This window comes from Ancylobacter polymorphus, assembly GCF_022836935.1.
Lineage (GTDB): Bacteria > Pseudomonadota > Alphaproteobacteria > Rhizobiales > Xanthobacteraceae > Ancylobacter > Ancylobacter polymorphus_A.
In genome coordinates this window covers 177,796-196,989 of record NZ_CP083239.1, presented here as the reverse complement: position 1 = coordinate 196,989, position 19,194 = coordinate 177,796, and the positions used below count along the sequence as shown (strand labels likewise).

The 19,194-nt window shown below is 67.8% G+C and carries 21 protein-coding genes; 14 read left to right on the top strand and 7 right to left on the bottom strand.

Annotated features, from left to right (window positions below; all coding sequences use genetic code 11):
• Positions 1-3 precede the first annotated feature (3 nt).
• The 3 genes from K9D25_RS00835 to K9D25_RS00825 form a co-directional block, all read right to left on the bottom strand.
• The gene (locus tag K9D25_RS00835) at positions 4-141 is read right to left on the bottom strand and encodes a hypothetical protein (RefSeq protein WP_244378319.1); all 138 of its coding nucleotides are present in this window, start codon (positions 139-141) and stop codon (positions 4-6) included.
• Between the two features lie 63 nt (positions 142-204).
• A complete protein-coding gene (locus K9D25_RS00830; protein WP_244378317.1) occupies positions 205-447 on the bottom strand; it encodes a hypothetical protein in 243 nt (80 codons plus the stop codon).
• 24 nt (positions 448-471) lie between these two features.
• Positions 472-1,329, bottom strand: coding sequence for a glucose 1-dehydrogenase (locus K9D25_RS00825; RefSeq protein WP_244378316.1), 858 nt, complete (start codon positions 1,327-1,329; stop codon positions 472-474).
• Between the two features lie 145 nt (positions 1,330-1,474).
• Between K9D25_RS00825 and K9D25_RS00820 the strand changes: the two genes are divergently transcribed.
• The 5 genes from K9D25_RS00820 to K9D25_RS00800 all read left to right on the top strand — a co-directional run bounded on the left by K9D25_RS00820 (position 1,475) and on the right by K9D25_RS00800 (position 7,162).
• Positions 1,475-2,419 carry a DUF72 domain-containing protein gene (locus tag K9D25_RS00820; RefSeq protein WP_244378315.1) on the top strand — a complete coding sequence of 315 codons (945 nt, stop codon included), beginning with the start codon at positions 1,475-1,477 and terminating at the stop codon, positions 2,417-2,419.
• A 95-nt stretch (positions 2,420-2,514) separates the two neighbouring features.
• Entirely contained in the window at positions 2,515-3,075 is a 561-nt protein-coding gene (locus K9D25_RS00815; protein ID WP_244378314.1) for a type 1 glutamine amidotransferase domain-containing protein, read from the top strand.
• 129 nt (positions 3,076-3,204) lie between these two features.
• A complete protein-coding gene (locus K9D25_RS00810; protein WP_244378313.1) occupies positions 3,205-4,092 on the top strand; it encodes a Ku protein in 888 nt (295 codons plus the stop codon).
• A gap of 5 nt (positions 4,093-4,097) precedes the next feature.
• Positions 4,098-6,632 carry a DNA ligase D gene (ligD, locus tag K9D25_RS00805; protein WP_244378311.1) on the top strand — a complete coding sequence of 845 codons (2,535 nt, stop codon included), beginning with the start codon at positions 4,098-4,100 and terminating at the stop codon, positions 6,630-6,632.
• Positions 6,632-7,162, top strand: coding sequence for an MgtC/SapB family protein (locus K9D25_RS00800; protein WP_244378309.1), 531 nt, complete (start codon positions 6,632-6,634; stop codon positions 7,160-7,162). The genes ligD and K9D25_RS00800 overlap by 1 nt, the downstream gene beginning before the upstream one ends.
• Before the next feature lie 3 nt (positions 7,163-7,165).
• On the opposite strand, the gene K9D25_RS00795 is transcribed toward K9D25_RS00800, so the two are convergent.
• Positions 7,166-7,981: a Ku protein gene (locus tag K9D25_RS00795; protein WP_244378308.1), complete on the bottom strand. Its 816-nt coding sequence runs from the start codon at positions 7,979-7,981 to the stop codon at positions 7,166-7,168.
• A gap of 132 nt (positions 7,982-8,113) precedes the next feature.
• Between K9D25_RS00795 and K9D25_RS00790 the strand changes: the two genes are divergently transcribed.
• The 7 genes from K9D25_RS00790 to K9D25_RS00760 all read left to right on the top strand — a co-directional run bounded on the left by K9D25_RS00790 (position 8,114) and on the right by K9D25_RS00760 (position 13,765).
• Complete coding sequence (locus K9D25_RS00790; RefSeq protein ID WP_244378307.1) at positions 8,114-8,431, top strand: hypothetical protein; 318 nt, start codon at positions 8,114-8,116, stop codon at positions 8,429-8,431.
• 174 nt (positions 8,432-8,605) lie between these two features.
• Positions 8,606-10,735 carry a VTT domain-containing protein gene (locus K9D25_RS00785; RefSeq protein WP_244378305.1) on the top strand — a complete coding sequence of 710 codons (2,130 nt, stop codon included), beginning with the start codon at positions 8,606-8,608 and terminating at the stop codon, positions 10,733-10,735.
• Positions 10,732-11,526 (top strand): endonuclease/exonuclease/phosphatase family protein, encoded by a 795-nt coding sequence (locus K9D25_RS00780; protein ID WP_244378303.1) that lies wholly within the window; start codon positions 10,732-10,734, stop codon positions 11,524-11,526. Before K9D25_RS00785 ends, K9D25_RS00780 begins: the two co-directional genes overlap by 4 nt.
• Positions 11,513-11,965 carry a DUF2934 domain-containing protein gene (locus K9D25_RS00775; protein WP_244378301.1) on the top strand — a complete coding sequence of 151 codons (453 nt, stop codon included), beginning with the start codon at positions 11,513-11,515 and terminating at the stop codon, positions 11,963-11,965. The genes K9D25_RS00780 and K9D25_RS00775 overlap by 14 nt, the downstream gene beginning before the upstream one ends.
• A 7-nt stretch (positions 11,966-11,972) precedes the next feature.
• On the top strand, positions 11,973-12,131 hold the full coding sequence (locus K9D25_RS00770) for a hypothetical protein (protein ID WP_244378299.1): 159 nt from the start codon (positions 11,973-11,975) through the stop codon (positions 12,129-12,131).
• Positions 12,128-12,334, top strand: coding sequence for a hypothetical protein (locus K9D25_RS00765; protein ID WP_244378297.1), 207 nt, complete (start codon positions 12,128-12,130; stop codon positions 12,332-12,334). The genes K9D25_RS00770 and K9D25_RS00765 overlap by 4 nt, the downstream gene beginning before the upstream one ends.
• 69 nt (positions 12,335-12,403) lie before the next feature.
• Positions 12,404-13,765, top strand: coding sequence for an APC family permease (locus K9D25_RS00760; protein WP_244378296.1), 1,362 nt, complete (start codon positions 12,404-12,406; stop codon positions 13,763-13,765).
• Between the two features lie 12 nt (positions 13,766-13,777).
• Here the strand turns inward: K9D25_RS00760 and K9D25_RS00755 are convergent, their stop codons facing one another.
• Complete coding sequence (locus tag K9D25_RS00755; protein ID WP_244378295.1) at positions 13,778-14,578, bottom strand: alpha/beta fold hydrolase; 801 nt, start codon at positions 14,576-14,578, stop codon at positions 13,778-13,780.
• A 205-nt stretch (positions 14,579-14,783) separates the two neighbouring features.
• Here K9D25_RS00755 and K9D25_RS00750 point away from each other — a divergent pair, with 205 nt between their 5' ends.
• On the top strand, positions 14,784-15,710 hold the full coding sequence (locus K9D25_RS00750) for a glutaminase (protein ID WP_244378293.1): 927 nt from the start codon (positions 14,784-14,786) through the stop codon (positions 15,708-15,710).
• Positions 15,711-15,828: 118 nt separating this feature from the next.
• Here K9D25_RS00750 and K9D25_RS00745 read toward each other — a convergent pair whose 3' ends face one another.
• The gene (locus K9D25_RS00745; protein WP_244378292.1) at positions 15,829-16,014 is read right to left on the bottom strand and encodes a DUF2735 domain-containing protein; all 186 of its coding nucleotides are present in this window, start codon (positions 16,012-16,014) and stop codon (positions 15,829-15,831) included.
• 442 nt (positions 16,015-16,456) lie between these two features.
• Here K9D25_RS00745 and K9D25_RS00740 point away from each other — a divergent pair, with 442 nt between their 5' ends.
• Positions 16,457-17,491 (top strand): glutamine synthetase beta-grasp domain-containing protein, encoded by a 1,035-nt coding sequence (locus K9D25_RS00740; RefSeq protein WP_244378291.1) that lies wholly within the window; start codon positions 16,457-16,459, stop codon positions 17,489-17,491.
• A 170-nt stretch (positions 17,492-17,661) separates the two neighbouring features.
• Here K9D25_RS00740 and K9D25_RS00735 read toward each other — a convergent pair whose 3' ends face one another.
• A complete protein-coding gene (locus K9D25_RS00735) occupies positions 17,662-19,098 on the bottom strand; it encodes a phospholipase D-like domain-containing protein (RefSeq protein WP_244378290.1) in 1,437 nt (478 codons plus the stop codon).
• Positions 19,099-19,194 lie beyond the last annotated feature (96 nt).

Below are 19,194 nucleotides of genomic sequence, written 5' to 3'. Positions count from 1 at the left end.
CGGCTAGAGCGGGCTCTTGCGGTCGACCTTCTCTTCGGGAAGTTCGATATCCTTCGCCTGCCGGCGGCGCTTCGACTGGTTCATTGCGTAGGCGAGGACGCCCAGCAGCAACAGGACGCCGATTCCGAACATGATCTCCATGGCAAACCCTTTCAATTAAGGTGAGGCGCGCCGGCGGGTCCGCGGGCGCGCCGCTCGTCAGTCTTAGGCCAGCGACGGGCGTCCCGTGTCCTCGACGCCAAGCATGCTGCCCTCCGCACCCGGCACCGTGATCGTCACGTCATAACCGTCGCGAATGGCGTTGGTAGCGGCGGCAACCGCCGCCTCGAAGGCGGCTTCCTTGCTGGCATAGGCCATTCCCGCCTCGCCGTCGGTCTCGACCCGCCACGCGCCCTCGCTGCCGCGCAACACATAGGTGGCGGAGCCGGTGGAACCTTGCGTGTGCATCGCGCTGTCCTCCTCGAATGTGTGTCAGATCATCGGCGCGCCGCCGGTCACCGCGATGGTGGCGCCGGAGACGTAGCTGGACAGCGGATCGGCCAGCATCACATAGGCGGTGGCGAGTTCCGCCGGCTGGCCCGGGCGCTTCATCGGCACCTGCTCGCCGAACTGCGCCACTTTCTCCGCCGGCATGGTGGCGGGGATAAGCGGGGTCCAGATCGGCCCGGGTGCCACCGCATTGGCGCGGATGCCCTTCTCCGCCAGCATCTGCGCGAGCCCGGCGGTGAAGTTCTGGATTGCGCCCTTGGTGGTGGCATAGGCCAACAGGCTGGGGTTCGGCTTGTCGGAATTGATCGACGCGGTGTTGATGATGGCGCTGCCGGGCTTCATGTGCGGCACCGCCGCCTTGGTGAGATAGAACATTGCGTGGATGTTGACCTTGAAGGTCAGGTCCCATTCCTCGTCGGGAATGTCGGTGATGTCGTCAAAGGTTGCCTGATGCGCGGCGTTGTTGACGAGGATGTCGACGCGGCCGAAAGCCTCGACCGCCTTGTCCACCAGCGCGCGGCAATGCTGGGCATGCTGGATGTCGCCCGGTACCAGCACCGCCTGCCGGCCCGCCTCGCGCACCAGCGCGGCCGTGGCCTCGGCGTCCTCGTGCTCGTCCAGATAGGAGATCAGCACATCGGCGCCTTCGCGGGCATAGGCGAGAGCGACGGCGCGGCCGATGCCGCTATCGGCGCCGGTGATAAGCGCCTTCATCCCCTCCAGCCGGCCGGAGCCCTTATAGCTCTCTTCGCCATGGTCGGGACGCGGCGACATGGCCTCGGTCCGCCCGGGCATGGGCTGCTGCTGTTCCCTAAACGGCGGGCGCGGGTGGTCGAGCATGGACGGCTCCTGTCGCTGTGATCGGTGATGGGTGGTTCGAGGGCCAACGAAGGCGGCGCGGGTTGGTTCCGAGCCGAGCGGCGGAACCGGGGGCGGGACCAGGGGTTTGGCAGGAGACGAAACAAACCCTTCAGAGCGGAGGCTCATGTCCGAGACAGGCGCGCCCGAAGAGCCCAGCACCGGGCAGTCCCGCCGTCGCGCGGCGATCCGCATCGGCGTCTCAGGCTGGACCTATGCCCCCTGGCGTGGCCATTTCTACCCCAAGGGCCTGACGCAGGCGCGCGAGCTTTCCTACGCGGCCCGCCAGTTCCCCACACTGGAGATCAACGGCACCTTCTATGGCCTCCAGCGTCCGGAGGTGTTTGAGCGGTGGGCACAGTCGACGCCGGACGCTTTCGTCTTCGCGGTGAAGGGTTCGCGCTTCATCACCCACACCAAGCGCCTGCGCGATGTGCGCCTACCGCTCGCGAACTTTCTCGCTTCCGGCCTGCTCAATCTTGGCGTGAAGATGGGGCCGCTGCTCTGGCAATTGCCACCGACGCTGCGCTTCGATCCCGCCCTGATCGGGGAATTCCTCGCCCTCCTGCCGAAGGACACCGAAGCCGCTGCCCGGCTTGCCGGCCAGCATGACGCGCGGGTCGACGGCCGCGCCGCCGTCGATATCGACTTCAGCCGCCCGCTGCGCCATGCGGTGGAAATCCGCCATGAGAGCTTTCGCACATCTGCCTTTGTCGATCTGCTGCGCGAACATGGTGTCGCTCTGGTCTGCGCCGACACGGTGAAGTGGCCTCGGCTGATGGATCTCACCGCCGACTTTGCCTATTGCCGCCTGCACGGATCGACCGAGCTCTACCGCTCGCGCTATCCCGACGACGAACTCGCGCTGTGGGCGCAGCGCATCGGCGCCTGGGCCGAGGGCAAGGAGATGCCGGACGGCGATTTCGCCGGTGCGCCGACGCTGGACCGCCGCCGCCGCGAGGTTTTCGTGTTCTTCGACAATACCGACAAGCGGCACGCGCCCGAGGATGCCCGTCGCCTCATGGAGATGCTGGACCTGCGCTGGGAGGCGGGCGAGGAGCCTGCGGGCTGAATGGGTCTCGTGGGAGCGCTCGGGAACCTCGCGGGGACGCGGACGTTCGCTCCCTGACGGGCCTGGGGGCGACGACACTGCAAGGAGATATTCCCATGGCGAAAATCGCCGAAGCGCGCATCCTCATCATTTCCGCCAACGGTTTCGAACAGTCGGAACTGATGGTACCGCGCGACGAATTGCGCGCCGCCGGCGCCCGAGTCGAGGTGGCAAGCCCGGACGGCAAGGCCATTCGCGGCTGGAAGGGCGAGGATTGGGGCGAAAGCGTCGATGCCGACACTGCGCTTGGTTCGGTGAAGCCGCAGGACTATGACGCGCTGGTCATTCCCGGCGGCCAGATCAACCCGGACCTCCTGCGCGTCAACAAGGAAGCGATGTCCATCGTTCGCGCCTTCCTCGACAGCGGCAAGGTGGTGGCCGCCATCTGCCACGGCCCGTGGCTGCTGGTGGAAGCCGACGCCGTGCGCGGGCGCACCGTGACCTCCTATGCCTCGATCCGCACCGATGTGAAGAATGCCGGCGGCAACTGGGTCGACCGCGAGGTGGCGGTGGACAAGGGCATCATCACCAGTCGCTCTCCGGCCGATCTGAAGGCCTTCGTCGCCAAGATCATCGAGGAGATCGGCGAGGGCCGGCACGAACGCAAGGTGGCGTGACCTTACCCCGAATGAGGTTCGACAGGCGGGCGCTGCGGCGCCCGCTTTGCTGTGCGCGGCCCGGGGAACGCGCAGGCGCACGCGGCGTTAGTCGCCAGGCACCGCACCCCTTTGGGCAGAGAGGCAGGCATGGCCGCGCGCGCGACATGGAAAGGTTATCTCCGGCTTGGCGAGCTGGTCTGCGGCGTCGGGCTCTACACGGCGGTGAGCGCCAGCGACCGGGTGAGCCTGCATATGGTCAACCGCAAGACCGGCAACCGCCTCTCCCGCCGCTTCGTCGATTCGGACACCGGCGAGGTGGTCGAGCGCGACGAGCAGGTAAAGGGTTATGAGGTGGATTCCGGCCATTTCGTCGTGCTGGAACCGGATGAGATCGCCGAAGTGACGCCGAAGGGCGACAAGGCGCTGACCATTGAGAGCTTCCTGCCCTGCCATGAGGTCGACGACCTCTATTTGGACCGCCCCTATTATCTGCGCCCGGTCGATGATGCCTCCGAAGCAAGCTTCGCGGTCATTCGCGAGGGGCTGCGGAAGAAGAAAGTCGCGGCGGTCGCCAGCGCTGTGCTGTTCCGCCGCCCGCGCAGCCTGCTGATCCGCGCCTATGACGAGGGCATCATCGCCACCACGCTGCATTATGACTACGAGGTGCGTTCGGCGGAGGAGGCGTTCGAGGACATCGCCGAGATCAAGATGGAGCCGGAAATGCTCGATCTCGCCCGCCACATCATCGACACCAAATCCGGCCGCTTCCAGCCCGAGACCTTCGACGACCGCTATGACGACGCGCTTGCCGAATTGGTCAAGGCCAAGATGGAAGGCCGCAAGATCGCCCCGCCGAAGAAGCCGGCGGCCAAGGTGGTGAGCCTGCTCGACGCGCTGCGCGAGAGCGCGGGGCTTTCGGGTGAGAAAGCCCCGGCGGGCAAGAAGAGTGGCACCGGAAAGGCCGGAGAAAAGGCGGCGCCGAAGAAGTCCGCCGCCCGCAAGAGCACCCGCACCCCCACCCGCAAGGCCGGGTGAGCGCCATGGCGCTGGAAGTCTACCGCCGCAAGCGCGACTTCACCCGCACGCAGGAGCCGCAGGGCAGCGAAAGCGCCGCTGCCGGCCATGCCTATCTCATCCAGAAACATGCCGCCCGGCGCCTGCATTACGACCTTCGGCTGGAATTGGACGGCGTGCTCAAGAGCTGGGCCGTTACCAAGGGGCCGAGCCTGGTGCCGGGCGAGAAGCGCCTCGCCGTGCATGTGGAAGACCATCCGCTCGACTATGGCAGCTTCGAGGGCACGATCCCCAAGGGCGAATATGGCGGCGGCACCGTCATGCTGTGGGATACCGGCAGCTGGGAGCCGATCGGCGATCCCGCGCGCGGCTACAACAAGGGTCATCTCGAATTCGCGCTGCACGGCGAGAAGCTCAGCGGCCGCTGGCATCTGGTGCGAATGGGCAAGCGCCGGGGCGAGAAGGCGGACAATTGGCTGCTCATCAAGGCTGAGGACGCGGCCGCCCGGCCCGAAGGCGCGCCGGATATTCTTGAGGAAAGGCCGGAGTCGGTGAAGACCGGCCGCAGCATGGACGCCATCGCCAAGGGCGAGACGGTCGCCGCCGACCCGCCCGCAGCGCCCGCGCCGACCAAGGCCAGGGCGGCGCGAACCCGGACGCCTGCAGCGAAAAAGGCGCCCGCTTCGCAACCTTTGCCCGCCTTCATCGAGCCGCAGCTGGCGACGCTGGTGTCCAAGGCGCCCGTGGGCAAGAGCTGGATCCACGAGATCAAGTTCGACGGCTATCGGCTGCAGGCGCGGATCGACAACAGCGCCAAGGGCAAGGGCCGGGTGAAGCTGCTCACGCGCTCCGGTCTCGACTGGACCCCGCGTTTCGGGCCGGCTCTGGTGGCGGCGCTGGAGACGTTGCCCGTGGAGGACGCGCTGATCGACGGCGAACTGGTGGTGGAGAACAGTGCCGGCGTGTCGAATTTCAGCCTGCTGCAGAAGGACCTCGCGGAAGGGTCCTCAGACCGTTTCATCTATTACGCCTTCGACCTCCTGCATCTCGACGGACGTGACCTCACTGGCGCACCGCTCCGGCGCCGCAAGGAGATGCTGGAACAATTGCTGGCCAAGGCCGGGGATGGTCTGCGCTACAGTGAGCATCTGGCGGAGGATGGCGATGCCATGCTGCGCCATGCTTGCCGGCTCAGCCTGGAAGGGCTGGTGTCAAAACGGGCGGACGCCCCCTATCGCCCCGGCCGCGGCAAGGAGTGGGTGAAGTCGAAATGCGCCTTCCGCCAGGAGTTCGTCATTGGCGGCTTCACGCCTTCCACGGCGCAGAAAAATGCCATCGGCTCGCTGGTGCTTGGCGTCTATCAGGCGGGCAACCTCACGTCCGTCGGCCGGGTCGGCACCGGCTTCTCGCGCGAACTGGCCCGCGATCTTCATGCCCGGCTGGCAAAGATTGCCCGCGACCGCAGCCCCTTCGGTAAGACGCTGACGGCGGAGGAACGGCGCGGCGTCACCTTCGTGGCACCCGAACTCGTCGCTGAAGTGGAGTTTCGCGGCTGGACCGGCGACCAGCATCTGCGCCACGCCGCTTTTCGTGGCTTGCGCGAGGATAAGCCGGCGCGCGAGATCGTCCGTGAGACCCCCGTGGAGGGCGAGGCCATGGCTGCGAAAAGCGACGCGCCGCGTTCGCGGGTGAAGCTGACCCATCCCGACCGCATCTACTGGCCGGCGGAGGGCATCACCAAGCAGGGCCTCGCCGACTATTACGCCGAGATCTGGCGCTTCATCGCCCCCTTCGTCGTCGCCCGGCCGCTGGCGTTGCTGCGCTGCCCGGACGGCATAGAGGGGCAGGCCTTCTTCCAGAAGCACTCCTGGCGCGGCATGAACAAGGCGATCAAGGTCACCAAGGACAAGGATGGCGAGGAGCTTCTGCATATTGACGACCTCGACGGGCTGATCGCCCTCGTTCAGTCCGGCGCGCTGGAAATCCACCCCTGGGGCGCGCCGCTTATCGACATCGAGCGGCCGGACCAGCTCATTTTCGACCTCGACCCCGGCGAGGCCGTGGGATGGGACGGCGTGGTGGCTGGTGCACGCGAAATCCGCGCCCGGCTGGAGGCGCAGGGCCTGCCGGCCTTCGTCAAGACCTCCGGCGGCAAGGGTCTACATGTGGTGGTTCCGCTGGAGCCGAAGGCTACCTGGGAGACCGCCAAGCCTTTCGCCAAGGCGCTGGCCGACGCGATGGCCGCCGACGATCCCGACCATTACATCGCCGTGGCCACCAAGGCCCGCCGCAAGGGGCGCATCTTCATAGACTACCTGCGCAACGGGCGCGGCGCCACGGCGGTAGCGGCCTATTGCCCGCGCGCGCGGCCCGGCGCCGGCGTTTCCATGCCGGTGGCGTGGGACGAACTCGACGCACTCACCGGCGGCGCGCAGTTCACCCTCACCGAGGCGCCGGCCCGGCTCGCCAATCTCGCTGCCGACCCCTGGGCGGATTTCCGCGCCGCTGCCGTACCTCTTCCCACCGCCCGCACCGGCAAGGGCCAGGGGAGGAAAGCCTGATGGAAAGGCTGCCGCAGGCGCTCTGGCTGACGCCGGAGGAGATCGAGAACCTGCTGCGGCTGATGGCAGCCGCCGCCTGCGGGATGATCGTCGGTATCAACCGCGATCTCCGCGGCAAGCCGACCGGGATGCGCACGCTCGGGCTGGTGGGGCTTGGGGCGGCGCTCATCTCGCTCTCTGCCCTTCAGGTGGAGGGGATGGAAGACCATCCCGACGCCACCAGCCGCGTGGTGCAGGGCATCGTTCAGGGCGTGATGACCGGAATCGGCTTTCTCGGCGCTGGCGTCGTGCTGCGCGACCGCACCCGGCTTGAAGTCCACGGCCTCACCACTGCCGCCGCTGTGTGGGTGACGGCGGCGCTCGGCGTCGCCTGCGCCATTGCCTCCTGGCATCTGGTGTTTCTGGCGCTGGCGACCACGATAGGGCTTCTCGTCACCATGCTGCCGCTGGAGCGGCTGGTGGAATCGCGCGGCCCGCCACCCCCACGCCGCGCACGCCCGCTCGAGGAAGACGACGAACCGCCGCGCTGAGGCTCAGCGCCCGCTCTTGCTGCCGGAGCCCCGCTCGGCGGCAAGGCTCTTTTTCAGCGCATCCATGATGTTGACGACATTGGTCGGCGTGTCTTCTTCGTCCGCTTCGGTGCGGCGGCGCCGCGCCGGGCGCTTTTTCTTCTTCGACGCGATCAACTGCTTGAGATTGTCCTGCAGCGGGTCATGCACCAGCGCGGAGTCCCAGTTTTGCGTGCGCTTGTCGATCAGCTTGCCTACCAGCGTGACGAGATCGCCGTCGGCCTTCTCGTCGATGTCGTCGAAATAGCCCTCCGGCCGGCGCAGCTCGTCGGAATAATGCAATGTCCATAGCACGATGCCCCGCCCGCGCGGCTCCAGCATGACGGGTCGTTCGCGCCGGTGCAGCACCACGCGCGACAGCCCTACCTTGCCGGTGGCGGCCATCGCCTCGCGGATAACGGCGAATGCCTCCTCGCCGACGGGATCGTCCGGCATCAGGAAATGCGGGGTATCGTACCAGATCCACTCCACCGTATCGGCGGGCACGAAGGTCGCGATGTCGATGGTGCGGTTGCTCTCCAGCGCCACGGAGTCGAGATCGTCATCGTCGAGAATGACATAGCGGCCCGGCTCGCGCTCATAGCCTCGCGCCTGGTCGTCTGATTCCACCGTTTTGCCGGTTTCGCCATCGACATATACCCCTTCCACCCGATTGCCGGTTGCCCGGTTCAGCGTGTGGAAGCGGATGCGCTCGGCCGCACTGGTGGCAGGGGCCAGCACCACCGGGCAGGTGACCAGCGAGAGCTTGAGATAGCCTTTCCACAGGCCGCGCGGCGCCACTGAACATCCCCCATGCGTGGTGTCTTCGCCAACAATCGCTGGGCCGCTCCGAGGTTCCGGCGGATGAACCGATGACCATACGGCGCGTTGAATCTCGCACGCCCACCCGTACACGGCGCGGAGGAGACGAATATGGCGGAGACCGAGCGCGTGCGCGGCGATATCGACGCGGGCCGGACCCACGACAAGGTGCCGTTTGCCGATCCGGCGGCGGCACCCCTCGGCACCGATGACGAGGCGGCCGGAGCGCCAGCCGGGCGTGAGCGCCGGGCCATGGCCGCGCAGCCAGCAGGCCCTTCCAGTGCTGGCGGCGGCACGGATGAACGCGGCCGGCCGTATGACGACAAGGGCACGACCGTGCCCGGCGTGTCCTTCGTCACTGCAGTCGTCGGTCTGCTGCTGGTGGTGGCGCTCGGTGCCGGCGTCTTCGCCGCCGTCATGATGGGCTGAGCCTTCTCCATCGGCCCGATCCTGCCTCGGCCTACCTCTCTTCCGGGAACCGCAGGGGCGCCTCCTCGGTTAGCGCAGGTCGTTAGCCCCCGAGAATGCGAGCCGATGTCCGTTAGCCAGAACCTGCGACAAGACATGCGCCAGGACCAAAGTCCCGAAGCGATGGAAAGCGCCATGGCCTCCCAGACCGTGCCGGAGGGGCCAACGCCGCCCAGACGCCAGGAGACCGGCCCGGTGCTGGAGGTCGGGCGTAATGTCTGGCGCGTCGAGCAGGCCGCGCGGGCCCGGGTGCTGGTCGACGGCGCCGCCTATTTCGGCGCGTTGCGGGCGGCCATGCTGGAGGCGCGCGAGACCATCCACATCGCCGGGTGGGACCTCGACAGCCGGATGAAGCTGGTCGGCGAAAGCGGGGTCGCCGAGGACGGGCTGCCGGAGACGTTGTCGGCGTTCCTTTCCGCTCTCGTCGCACGTAACCCGCGCCTGCGCATCCGCCTGCTGCTATGGGACTATTCGGTGATGTTCGCGCTGGAGCGCGAGCTTGCTCCTATTTTCTCTTTCCTGTGGGCGACGCCGAAACAGATCGAGCTGTGCCTCGATGACGAATTGCCGATTGGCGCCTCGCACCACCAGAAGATCGTGGTGATCGACGATTCCCTCGCCTTCTCCGGCGGGCTGGATATCACCGGCCATCGCTGGGACACGCCCGACCATACGCCGGGAGACACTCTACGGCGCGACCCGCAGGGCGCGCTCTACGAGCCGTTTCATGATGTGCAGATGGCAGTCGACGGCGAAGCCGCCGCCGCGCTTGGCGCGCTGTTCCGCGACCGCTGGCAGCGCGCCGCCTCGGAGCGGCTGAACCCGGCGCGGGCGCGCGGCGATCGCTGGCCGCAGGTCATGCCGGCCGATTTCACCGATGTCGCCATCGGCATCGCCCGCACCCTGCCGTCCTATGACGGCGCGCCGGGCGCGCGCGAGGTGGAGACCCTGCTGTTCGACATGATCGACAGCGCCGAGCGCACGATCTACGTCGAGAACCAGTTCATCACCTGCGAGCGCTTTACCGAGCGGCTGGTGGCACGGATGAAGGCGCAGCCCGAACTCGAGGCGCTGCTGGTCACGCCGAACATCTACCGCTCCTGGATCGAGCAGCAGGTGATGGGCGTGCCGCGTGAGCGGCTGCGGACGCGGCTGGAGCAGGAAGGGCTGGCGGAACGCGCGCGGCTGGTTTTTCCCCAGGTGAGTGTCGGCGAGGCGACGGTCGAGGTCTTTGTCCACGCCAAGATCCTCATCGTCGACGATCGCCTGCTGCGCATCGGCTCGGCCAATGTCTGCAACCGGTCCATGGGCTTCGACAGCGAATGCGACCTGGTGATCGAGGCCCGCGACGCCCGCGAGCGGCAAGGGGTGGCGGCGATCCGCGCCCGGCTGCTCGGCGAGCATATCGGCCACGCGCCGGAACAGGTGGAGGAAATCGTCGCACGCGAGGGGCTCGTCGCCGCCTCGCACCGGAGCGCGTGCGGAAGGCGCCTTGTGGACCTGCCCCCCGTCGCCGCCGATCTCGCTCTGCCACAGATCAGCGCGCTCGCCGACCCGCCGGAGCCGCTCTATGACGAGCGCGCGTCCGAAGGCGGCGCGCGGCGTAAATGGCCCATCGCCGCCGCCTTGGCCGGCCTCGCGGTGCTGGCGGCGCTGGTGATCGCCTGGGCCAATTCCCCCTTCTCGGAGCCCGACCGCATCATCTCCGCTCTCGACAATATGGCCGACCGGCCCTGGGGCGCCGCCATCGTCGTCGGCATCTATGTGCTGGGCGGGCTGGTGGTGTTCCCGGTCTCAGTGCTGATCGTCGCCACGGTTGCCGTCTATGGCGGCTGGACCGGCGCGCTGCTCGCCGGCCTCGGCGCCCTGGCGAGCGCGCTGGTGACCTTCCTGATCGGCCGGCAACTCGGCGCCGGCGTCGTCCGCCGCTTCATCGGGCCGCGCATCAACCGCATCCGGCGCGGCCTCGCCAAGCAGGGCATCCTCACGGTGGCGACGATGCGCATGGTACCGGCGGCGCCGTTCACCTTCATTAATCTCGTCGCCGGCGCGGCGGGGTTGCGGCTGGTGGATTTCGTGCTGGGCACGGCGCTCGGCCTGCTGCCCGGCCTCGTGGTGTTGAGTGCGCTCGGCCACCAGATCGTCGAAGTCATTTCCAACCCGACGCTGGGGCGGGTGGCGCTGCTCATCGGCTTCGTCGGGCTTTGGATCGCCTGCTCGCTCGGCCTGCAATTCCTCGTCGCCCGGCTGCGGAGGCCGGCGTGAAAGGGGCGCCGCCCGCGCGCCTGCGGCTGATGACCTGGAACATCCATGGCGGCGTCGGTCCGGACCGGCGCTTCGATCTCGACCGCATCGCGGCGCTGATCGGCCGCCACCAGCCGGATATTTTTGCCTTGCAGGAGGTCGATACGCGCGGGCGCGGAATCGCCTGCCTCGCGCCACTGGAAGGTCTCGGCATCGGCCATCTTGCGGAAGCGCGGACGATCGCCGTGCCCGACGGCCATTATGGCCATGTGCTCTATTCACGCTGGCCGACGCACGACACTGTGGTGCACGACCTCTCCGTCCGCCGCCGCGAGCCGCGCATGGCGATCGAAACCCGCATCGACACGCCGCAGGGGCTGCTGCGGGTGGTGGCGGTGCATCTCGGGCTCGCGCTCACCGAGCGCTGGCGGCAGGGGGCTCGGCTCGCCCGGCTCGCCCGCGAGGGCTGTGGCGCCCCCACGGTGATGATGGGCGATTTCAACGATTGGTTCGCCTTCCGGCCGGTGCGGCGCACACTGGCGCGGGTGCTGCCTGAGAGCACGACCCTCCGCAGCTTTCCCGCCTGCTGGCCGCTGCTGCGGCTTGACCGGCTCTATTGCAGCCGGCCGGGGATGCTGGCGCGCAGCTTCACCGACCCGCAGGCGCGGCACGCCTCCGACCATTTGCCGGTTATCGCCGATCTTGACCTAAGCCCGCGTCTCACCCCGCCACCTGCTTTCATACGGCCGGAACAGGCGTCGCGGCGGGGCGTTGACCTTGTGACACAGGGAGAACGCCATGAGCCTCAATGACGACGACATAAGAGCCCGCGCCCATCGGCTGTGGGAAGCCGATGGACGCCCGGACGGGCAATCCGACCATTACTGGTTTCTCGCCCGCGACATGCTGGTGGCCGAAGGGCGTGCCATGGGCGAGGGAGCGTCCGGCGCCTTCCGGCCTGTGGATGCGGCCGAAGCTCCGCCCGAGCCGACAGGCGCGGCCGACGGACGCCCGGCGCCGTCCGCCGAGGGCGGGATTGAGAGCGCGGAGCGCCCGCCCGTGCCGCTGTCGCCGGCGGCCGAACCCAATGTTGCCAGCGACCCCGGCCAAGGTGGCAACGCGCCGGTTAGCGAGATCGACTCCATTCGCCGCACGCTGGAAGTGCCGCCGAGCCGGCGCGGGTCCGCTGCCCCGGCCGACGACCGGGCGGGGGCGATGAGCGGCCTTGCCGGCAGCCGCAAGCGGCGCTGAGGGGGCCATGCGGAACTGGCTCGTTCAGTTGCTCGTCGATGTGGGCCTCGTGCGCCCGCGCGACGAAGTGGAGGGCAGCACCGCCGTGGAGCCGAACAAGACCGCCCCGCAGCCTGCGGCAACGCCCGAGAAGCCTGACGAACCCTTGGACAGGAGAACACCATGATCATTGCCGACCAGCACGATAAGGGCCCGGCGAAGCCGGGCGACCGCCGCGTCGAGAAGAAGGACCGCGCCCCGGACGAGGCCGGTCATGCGCGCAGCGCCAATCCGCAGCAGGACGACAAGGCGGGCGAGCGCGAGCGCAAGCCCGAGGGGCGCGATGCCCATTACACGCCTCCGGCCGCGTCGGACGAAGGCGCGCGATAAGACCAAATTTAGCCGTTGCCAGCTTTTTGCCCGTGCCGGATAAACCGGCGCGGGTAAAGGGATGCACCAATGGCGAAGACGGGCGGCGGGCTGCGGCGTGAACTCGGTCCCGTGGAAGCGGTGGGGCTGTCACTCTCCGTCATCGCGCCGACCATGGGCATGGCGCTCAACGTCACTCTGGCGGTCGGCGCCGCCGGCGTTGGCGCGCCGCTGGGTTTCGCGGTGGGTACGCTGGTGGTCGGCCTTGTCGGCCTGTCCTTCGTGTTCTTCGCCAGCCGGGTGACCAGCGCCGGCTCGGGCTATGCCTATATCGGCCAGACCTTCGGCCCGCGCGCCGGCTTCATCGCCGGCTGGTGCATGGTGCTGCTTTACATCGCTGGCGGCTCGGGCAGCGCGGCGCTGGTCGGCAATTTTCTCAGCGCGGCACTGGACGATCACGGCGTGCATCTTGGCAGTTGGTGGCTGCCGGTGGCGGTGGCCTCGCTGGTCGGGGGTACCTTGCTCGCGTGGCGGGACGTGCGTCTTGCCACGCGGGTGATGCTGACGCTGGAACTCTCCTCCATCGCCGTCATCATCTATCTCGGCCTGCGCATTCTCTCGGCGGTGCATGCGGAAGGCGGGCTGAGCCTCGCCCCGTTCCATCCCGACCCGACGGTCGGCTGGTGGGGCATCGGCTATGCCGTTGTGTTCGCCGTGCTGTCCTTCGCCGGCTTCGAGGCGGCGGCAACGCTGGCCGAGGAGGCGGGGCAACCGCGCCGCACCATTCCCATCGCTTTGGTCGGTTCGGTGGTGGCGGCGGGTCTGTTCTTCGTTTTCGCCTCCTATATCCAGGTCATCGGCTTCGGGCTCGACAACATGAAGGCGCTGGCGGCGAGCGAGGCGCCGCTGAACACGCTGGCGCTGAAATATGGCAACGTCCATATCGCGACCGCGCTCGACCTCGCGGCCTGCGTGTCGGCGGTGTCCTGCGTGCTCGGCACTCTTTCCGCGGGCGCCCGGATGCTGTTCGTGCTTGGCCGGGGCGGGCTGTCGCCGACGCTTGCCAAGGTGCATCCGATCTATGGCACGCCCTCGGTCGCGGTCGGCATCATCGCCTTCACGATGCTGGTGGGGCTGATCGCCTGGGCGCCGTTCATCGGCCCGGCAAGCTATTACGATAGCGTGGGCACCATCGGCGTGCTGGCGCTCATCGTCGCCTATCTCGGCGTCACGGCCGCGGCGGCGGTGCATGCGGTGCGCGCCGGTAGCCGTCTCTGGCTGGTACTCGGCGCGCTCGGAACGCTGGCCATGCTCTGGCCGCTGTATAATTCGGTCTATCCGGTGCCGTCCTTCCCGGACAATCTCTGGCCCTACATCGTCGCGCTGTGGATCGCGCTCGGCGGCGCGCTGATCCTGCTCAAGCCGGCAATCGGGCGGCAGAAGCTGGACTGACGCTCGGGGCCATCAGTTCGTCGCCTTGCCGAGTTCGGCCGCCGCATGTTCGATCACCGCCGCGACCTCGCGCGGGTGGGATTCATAGACGGAATGGCTGGCGCCGGGGATGGTGGTGATCGGCGCTCCCGCCCTTTCGTAGTAGAACCGCTCCAGCGCCGGGCTGATGATCTGATCGGCGCCCGCCACGATGCCCCAGCTCGGCTTGGACTGCCAGGCGGCGGCGGTCAGCGGGGTGCTGAACACGCTGGCAGCGGCCAGCACCTGGCCGCGCGCCTCGAATTCCGCCCGTGCCAGCGGCAGGTCGGGCGCGAACAGCTTGGGGAACAGCACGGGGTCGAGATAGGTGAAGCCATCCGGCGTCTTGGCGATGGCCCCGGCGGTCATCGCCAGCACGCTGGGCATGGTTTTGCCCAGCGCCGCCTCGTCCTCGCCGACGTCCGGCGCATGGGCGGCGACATAGACGAGCCCCGCGACCTTCGGGTGCACCCCCGCCTCGGTGATGATCGAGCCGCCATAGGAATGGCCGACCAGCAGCGTCGGCCCGTCCTGCAGGTCGAGCACGCGCCGGGTGGCGGCGACATCGTCGGCGAAGGAGGTTTCTGGCTCCTGCACCATGCTGACGTGGAAGCCGTCGGCGACGAGATGGTCATACACCGCCTTCCAGCCCGAGCCGTCGACCCAGGCGCCATGCACGAGCACGATGTTGCGGATCGGGGTTTTCGCCGTCTCGGCAGCGGCGGGGCCCAGGGCGAAAGCGAGGCTGAGAGCGCCGGCGAGCGCCAGCGCGGCACGATGGGAACGGCGGGGCACGGGCTTCACTCCCTTGGATGGGTGGCGGCGCCTCGGGCGCCGTGGACGGTTCATGTTCCATCCTGACCCGGATCGCCGCTCCGCGCTTTTCAGAACGCCGTCCCGCGCGCGGCTGGTCGGCACCCCGCTTGCACGGGCTGGCCTTTCCCCGCCTCGCCGCGCTAAAGGCGGGGGCCGATGCGACCAGCCAAGGTGACCGAAGCCCGTGCCCGATCTCGACAGCGTCGTCCGCGACATCGCCGATGAAATGCGCGCCCGTCCCGACCGGGGCGAGGTGGCGAGCTACATTCCCGAACTGGCGCGCGCCGACCCGCAGGCCTTCGGCATCGCGGTGGTCGATCACGAGGGGCGGGTCGTGACAGGGGGCGACGCGGAGGTGCCGTTCTCCATCCAGAGCGTGTCCAAGGTCTTCACTCTCACGCTGGCGCTTGGCAAGGTGGGCGACCGGCTGTGGCGGCGGGTGGGGCGCGAGCCCTCGGGCAGCGCCTTCAATTCCATCGTCCAGCTGGAAGCCGAGCACGGCATTCCGCGCAACCCGTTCATCAATGCCGGCGCCATCGCCGTGACCGATGTCATTCTCTCCGGCCACCAGCCGCGCGAGGCGTTGGGCGAGATCCTGCGCTTTCTCCAATTCCTCGCCGAGGACCCGACGATCGGCATCGACGAGGCGGTAGCGGCCTCCGAGCAGCGCACCGGCTTTCGCAACCGGGCGCTGGCCAACTACATGAAATCCTTCGGCGTGCTGGAGAACCCGGTCGACTTCACGCTCGGCGTCTATTTCCACCACTGCGCCATCACCATGAGCTGCCGCCAGCTGGCCATGGCGGGCCGCTTCCTCGCCCATAACGGGCGCAACCCAGCGACGGGCTTCAGCGTGGTGTCACCGGAGCGGGCGCGGCGCATCAACGCCATCATGCTCACCTGCGGGCACTATGATGGCTCGGGCGAGTTCGCCTATCGCGTTGGCCTGCCGGGCAAGAGCGGGGTGGGGGGCGGTATTCTGGCGGTGGCGCCGGGCAAGGCCTCGATCGCCGTGTGGTCGCCCGGGCTGGACGCCAGCGGCAATTCGCATCTCGGCCGCATCGCGCTGGAGCGGCTGACGCAGCGCATGGGCTGGTCGATCTTCGGCTAGGCGCGGGTCCGGACATGACAAGAGGGCCGGACGGTCAGTCGCGGCCCTCTTGGTAGGCACCTGGGTGATCAAACGCAAGGGGCATGGTCAACGTCCGAAGCGAACACACGGACGAGGCTCAGTTACTGCGCCCGCCGTCTTCCTTGATCGCCTCTTCATGATACCAGCTCCCGATGACGACACGGGGGGATACCTTCAGGGCTTCGGAAGACAGGGTGTCCGGACGACGGCCGGCGAGGCCGGCACGCCCGCCGACGGGGAAGGGCACAATCTGCGCGCTCTCGCGCTGAGTATTGGCATTCATGGCACGTTTCTCCTTTCCGGCTGCGCGTTCATGCGCCAGCCTTTCGTTTACATATAACAGCTTTTGCTCGGCGTTTGCGCAAGATGCACATTTTACAATCACAATGAGCTTAGAATATGTGCACCGCCGCGCGCGCCCGCAAGCCCTGCCGCTGTAACGGCGTCGGCCCATGGAAGGTTGCAGCCGCGGTTGCACTGCGGCATCCCGGCGCCGCCCGATCCGCCGCCGCAAGTGCCGCAGGATCAACGCAAATCGCGCCTCTTCACGTCTTCAGCCGGCTTCGTTTCGGCCTCATCGCCTCCCTCGCTGGCGGGTCCCGAGCGCCCGCTGCGGGTCAGTTGGCACAGCATATGCTTGTGTGAGGCTAGCCGTTGGCGGTCGCACGGCCGGCACAACGACCAGGGCAGTTCGCCGCCCGGTCTAAAGTGATGAGAGACACGCGATGACGAAGTACAAGCTCGAGTATATCTGGCTCGACGGTTACAAGCCGACACCGAACCTGCGTGGCAAGACGCAGATCAAGGAATTCGACCACTTCCCCTCGCTCGAGGAACTGCCCCTGTGGGGCTTCGACGGTTCGTCCACAGAGCAGGCCGAAGGCCGCAGCTCCGATTGCGTGCTGAAGCCGGTCGCCCTCTATCCCGACCCGGCCCGCAAGAACGGCGTTCTGGTCATGTGCGAAGTGATGATGCCCGATGGCGTTACCCCGCACCCGTCCAACGCCCGCGCCACCATTCTGGACGACGAAGGCGCCTGGTTCGGCTTTGAGCAGGAATACTTCTTCTACAAGGACGGCCGTCCGCTCGGCTTCCCCGAGCATGGCTATCCCGCGCCGCAGGGCCCGTACTACACCGGCGTCGGCTTCAAGAATGTCGGCGACATCGCCCGCGAGATCGTGGAAGAGCATCTTGAGCTCTGCCTCGAAGCCGGCATCAACCATGAAGGCATCAACGCGGAAGTCGCGAAGGGCCAGTGGGAATTCCAGATCTTCGGCAAGGGCTCCAAGAAGGCCGCTGACGAAGTGTGGATGGCCCGCTACCTGCTGCTCCGTCTGACCGAGAAGTACGGCGTGGACATCGAGTTCCACTGCAAGCCGCTCGGCGATACCGACTGGAACGGCTCGGGCATGCACTGCAACTTCTCCACCAAGTTCATGCGCGAAGTGGGCGGCAAGGCCTATTTCGAGGCGCTGATGGCGGCGTTCGAGAAGAACCTGCACGACCACATCAACGTCTATGGCCCGGACAACCACATGCGCCTCACCGGCAAGCATGAAACCGCGCCGTGGAACAAGTTCTCCTATGGCGTGGCCGATCGCGGCGCTTCCATCCGTGTGCCGCACTCCTTCGTCCGCAACGACTATAAGGGCTATCTGGAAGACCGCCGCCCGAACTCCCAGGGCGACCCCTACCAGATCGCTTCCCAGGTCCTGAAGACGATCTCGGAAGTCGACACCACCGCCGTTGCCGCTGCGTGAGGATGACGGCGGCGGGGTGTCCCCGCCGCCGGCCTCGGCTGAAACGCACATCCCGGGACGGGGCCACCCGTCTCCCTTAAGCCAGTCCCGTCGCCGGGGCTGGCTTTTGTTTTGGCGTACAGCGTTCCGCGCCCGCGCCGCGCGCGGAACGCCCCCGCGAGACGGGCCGCTCAAAGATAGGGCGAGGCGAGCCAGATGGCGCGGTTGCGCAGCCTCTTCAGGAACGGCCGTGCGGCAAGGGTGTCCAGCGTCTCGCGGCTGCCGGCCGCCGTCATGGCGCTAATCCGCGCCTCGATCTCGGCGGCGATGGCGGGATCGTAGAGTTCGAGGTCGAGCTCGAAATTCAGCCTCAGGCTGCGCGGATCGAGATTGGACGAGCCGACATAGGCCCAGCACCCGTCCACTGCCATCAGCTTGGAATGGTCGAACATTCCGCCCGCCCGCCACACCCTGCACTCGCCGGCCAGCACCTGGTCGAGCTGCGCCGTCATCGCATAGTCCACCAGCTTGAGATTATTGGCCGAGGGGATGACGACATCCACCTCCACCCCGCGCCGCCCGGCGACGGAAAGCGCGCCGATAAGTTGCTGGTCGGGCAGGAAATAGGGCGAGCACAGGCTCACCCGGCTCTGCGCCATGGTGAGCGCGCCCATGATCATGCTGTGGGCGCAGGCGAGGTTGCGGTCGGGGCCGGAGGGCACCACGCGCACCGCCACCGGGCCGCGCGGCTCGGAATGATCGCCTTCCGCCCAGGCCGGCCCGTCGAGATGTTCATCGGCGGTGAAGGCCCAGTCCTGCGTGAACACGGTGAGCAGTTGCTCCACCGCCGGCCCCTCGATGCGGAAATGCGTGTCGCGGGCGGGGTCGTCGCCGGCATGGGCGGTGGTGAACTGGGCGCGGATGTTCATGCCGCCGGTGAAGCCCAGCGTGCCGTCGACGATCAGCATCTTCCGGTGGCTGCGCAGATTGGCGTAGGGCAGGCGCAGGCCGATGAGGTTGCCCATGAACAGGTCGGTGACTACCCCGCCCGCCTTCAGCCGCCCGACGATGGAGGGGCGGGAATAGCGCGCGCCGATGGCGTCGATCAGCACCCGTACCGCCACGCCGCGCTTATGCGCCGCGATCAGCGCGTCGGCGAATTCGACGCCGACGGGGTCGTTATCGAAGATGTAGGTCGAGAGCGCGACATGGCGTTGCGCGCCACGTATGGCGGCGAGCATGGCGGGATAGGCGTCGTCGCCGCTGTCCAGCAGCGTCACCGCATTGCCCGTCGTCAGCGTGAAGCTGGAGACGCGGTCACCGAGCCGCTTCATCGCCGACAGGCTGGGCGAGAGGGCGATGGCGGCCGGCGGACGCTCATGCCGGCGGTGCTGTCGTTCCTGGCTGGCGCGACGGCGCCCCGCCGCGCTCTGGCGGATGCGATTGATGCCGGCGACGAGATAGAGGAAGGCGCCGATCAGCGGCGAGAGCAGGATGACGCCGACCCAGCCGATGGCGGCGCGCACATCGTCCTTGGTCATCGCCGCATGGATGGCGGCGACGACGCCCACCGTGCCGCTCGTGACCAGCACGACATGCGGCCAGTAGGTCGACCAGAAACTCTCCATGGCACCCATTGATCGGTTAAGGCAGCGCCGTCTCTAGCCGGTTTCCCCCGCAGCGTCATCTCTGGCCGGAGGAAGGGCCGCCCCGGAGGTTCCGGG